A 3,897-nucleotide genomic window follows, 5' to 3' on the forward strand; every position below is an offset into this window, starting at 1 on the left:
GTCGCCGCCGCCCACTGGGCCTACGGCGCAATCCAGGCCGCTTCCGTTGATCACGCGGCAACGCCATAAAAGCATAATACGGCCTAACCGGCCAGCAAAAAAGTCGGAGGGCGCACGGGCGCTCTCCGCAAGGCTAAAACTCCAATCTGTTTATCGGATTGGGGTTTTTCCTGCTTGTTCAGAATTTGTTCAGAGCCGGGAGGTATAATGGCAGAGGTTTCTAGTAAGGGACACATCATGAAGGAGGCGCAACATGTACCACAGGAACAAACTGATAGGAAAACCGCTGGTTGCATTATTATTGACACTTGCTCTTTTTGCAGGGCAACTGGCAGGTGTCGCCGGTACAAAAAAGGCGAACGCAACCGGACCGAACAACGAAATGCCCCCTCCGGTGGTCAACGTGGTCGCATCCGAGGATTCCGGGGTCGTCGGCAAGGGGCAGGAAATCAACTTTGATGTCGGGTTCAACCACAACGTGGTTATGACCGGTTCTCCGAGGCTGGAAATCCAGATTGGAGACAAAACGGCGTTTGCCGAGTATGTCGGACTCGACCCCATTTACAATGTCCGCTATAGGTTTCGTTACCAAATTGCTGACGGCGATAACGGGTTTGTGACCCCCATCCGCCTTAATATGGACATGGGATCAATTAAAAGCGAATCCGGAGTGAACGCAGACACCCAATTAAACAATCTTACCCTTAACGGCCTAAGTGCTGACACTCTCGCTCCCTCCTATGTAGAAGGTCCGCAAACAGACGGCAATACGTACGACGACTCCGCGGTTGTAAATGTTCAAGCCGACGAGCCGGGGACCATATACTATATAGTGGTGAAGCAAGGAGGGGCCGAACCGTCAACGGAGCAAGTCGTGGACGGCCGAAACGGTGAAGGCTTGCCGGCTGATTCCGGCATCACGGACTTGAATGCCAGCTACCGGGCTCAGTTATCTATTGAAAACCTCGATACGAATTCGACTTATGACGTGTACATCGTACTGGAAGATTATTTGGGAAACCGGCCGGCCGTTCCTGCCAAGGTGACGGTGCAGACGACCCAGCAGCAGAATCCGACGGAACCCGAAGTAATCAATGTGGAAGCTTACCCTTCCAGGACCTTTAACAACGTGGACAAAGCGATCACCTTTGTCGTTCAATTCGATCAACTGGTGTATGCTCAGGGAATGCCCGGTCTTGTGCTGGACATCGGCGGAAAGCCGGCCATGGCTACTTACCTCGATAACCTGGGCGGCTTGCGTTTCTCTTACACCGTCAAGCCCGGAGACAACGGGCTGATCGACGCGGTTCGCCTGAATCAGGCGGCGGGCGTGGTGAAATCCACCGAAGGCAATCTTACAGCAAAAGAAACGCTAAGCGGAAAAAATTACCCCGCATTTTATGCCGATACAGAGCTGCCTGCGTTCGCTGAGGGGTATCCGAAAGCGGGCAGTGAAGTTACAACGGACAGCGCCAATATCCTGGTTCAAACCGTGGAGTCGGGCTTAACTTATTTTGTTGCTCTGCCGCATGGAGCCGATGCGCCTACCACGGATCAGGTAATCCATGCGCAAGACGCGACAGGAAAGCCGGCGAAAGGCGCTAACAAATACAGTAATGGGTCAAGCGAACTGAGCGTGAAGTTCGAGGGACTCGCTCCGAATACCTCCTACGATGTGTATACGGCGTTAATCGATGAAGCCGAAAACCGGTTAGCCATTCCTGCCAAGGTGTCGGTCCAGACGAGCTCCGGGACAAGCCCGGTAGCGCCGAAAGTAGCGAGTGTCCAATATCAGGGCAGCACTTATAAGATCGAAGGATCATCCGTTGACTTTACCGTAACGTTTGATCAGCCGGTATATTATACCGGGACGCCGGGTCTTGCCCTTCAGATTGGCGACAAGACAGCAATCGCGCCTGTGACCGGTAAATTCCGCGACGAATTTACTTTTACCTACCAGGTAAAGAGCGGCGACAACGGGCTGATTACCGTAACGGGGCTTGACCAAACGGGCGGCAGCCTCCTAAGTGAGGAGACGAATACGCCGGCCGGGAATACGTTATACGGTGTTAATATAATTCCTGTGTATGCCGACACGGAGCTGCCCACGTTTGCTGCCGGATATCCTAAAGCGGGCACTGCCACAACCGATAGCGTCAACGTTTTGATGAAAACAAATGAACCTGGTTCAACTCATTTCGTTATTTTGCCGCATGGGGCAGCGGCTCCTACTACCATGCAAGTCTTGCTTTCCCAAAATGCGGAAGGAAATTTTGCGCAAAACGCAAATATGCCCAACCATGAGACCGACGAACTGAATGTAAAATTCGAATTCGAAGACATGAAGCCGGACACCGCTTATGACGTTTATGCAGTCATAAATGACAAAGCCAACAACAAATCGGCGGTGCCTTCCAAGGTCACCGTTCGGACTGCCGCTGCAGGTCCAAAGGTTTCCTCCATCATCCTGTTCTCCAAAGAATACGGCATTGGAGATTCTGTTCTGATCACGCTTTACTTTGACAGCACCATTAAAACAAACGCCCTTCCGTCCCTTCAACTAAAAATCGGTGAAGGGCAAGGCGTAGCGAATTTTATGAATTACGATATATACCAGAATAAATTTGTTACGTTTCTCTACCAAATTAAAGAAGGCGACAACGGTTTGATTGTTCCCGACAAGCTTCTGTTCGACAACGGAACAATCAAAAACAACGCCGACGTATTAGCTGAAACGGCGATAAAGGTCCCGCTGAACGGAACGCCTAAAGCGGACGGAACCCGTCCCGAAATGGTGGCCGGTTATCCGATTGAGGATGACGGGGCAACGGCGACGTCCGCAAGAATGAAGATTAAGAGCAGTGAGAACGGAAACCTGCATTATGTCGTTTTGCCGCATAACGCCGCCAAGCCTTCGGTCGAGCAAATCATAGCGGGTCAAAATGCGGAGGGCATGCCGGGGCTCGGCAGCGGCAGTGCGCCGGTGGAAGCGGAGATTGAAAAGTCCGTCGAGGTAACCAACCTTGAGGCGGACGGGAAATACAATGTGCATATAGTAATTGTGGATAAAAATAACAATCGGCAGAAAAACTCGGACATGGTGATTCTGCACACCACGGAAGCAATCGATTTGGTTGCTCCGTCAATCACCCGGGTAACCGGTCCCGAGGCAGGAACCTATGGAATCGGGGCCAAGCTGACCTTTGAAGCGAAGTTTGACAAAGAGGTGGTTGTGGAAAATCACCCGGCGATTTCCTTGTCGATTGGCGGTCAACTTGTGTTAGCCTACTATAGCGGAGTAAACCCGATGACGGGCGGGCTTCAGTTCACGTATACGCTGAAGGACGGGGACAAAGGCGTCGTCGGTCCAATCAAGCTGTACCAGGAAGAAGGAAGCGTCAAAAGCCTGACGGGCGTTAAAGCCAGCCATGTTTTGAACGGCAAGGAAATCAGCCTGATCCATGCCGATGCGGTAAAACCCGTTATGGAATCCGGTTATCCGAAAGCGGGCGGCGAAACGACGCCTAACGGCGCAAGCGTGCTCGTCCAGTCGGACAAGCCGGGCACCGTATACTATGTGGCGGTACCGCACGGTGCGGAACAGCCCACCACTGAACAAATCGTAAACGGCCGTAACGCGGAAAATGAACCGGCGGCTGCAAAAGGAAGCATCCCGACCCTTGGCTTGGTAGAAGAAACGGTCACGATTGCCGGTTTGCAGCCGGGCACGGCCTACGATGTTTACCTTGTAGTGGGCGACACCTACGGCAACCGGATGAATCCCGTCAAGCTTGGCGTAACAACGGCATCCGCTCCGACACCGACACCGGTAGACCCGACGCCGACGCCGGCAACCCCGGCGCCGACGACGAACCCGTCCACGCCGACCCCGTCTCC

1 pseudogene is annotated in these 3,897 nt (G+C 53.0%); it reads left to right on the plus strand.

From position 1 onward, the window contains the following. Positions 1-253 precede the first annotated feature (253 nt). Positions 254-3,897 (plus strand): annotated as a pseudogene (locus tag AC6I6H_RS22365) (hypothetical protein); the annotation flags it as partial.

Source organism: Gorillibacterium sp. sgz306347, from assembly GCF_059735245.1.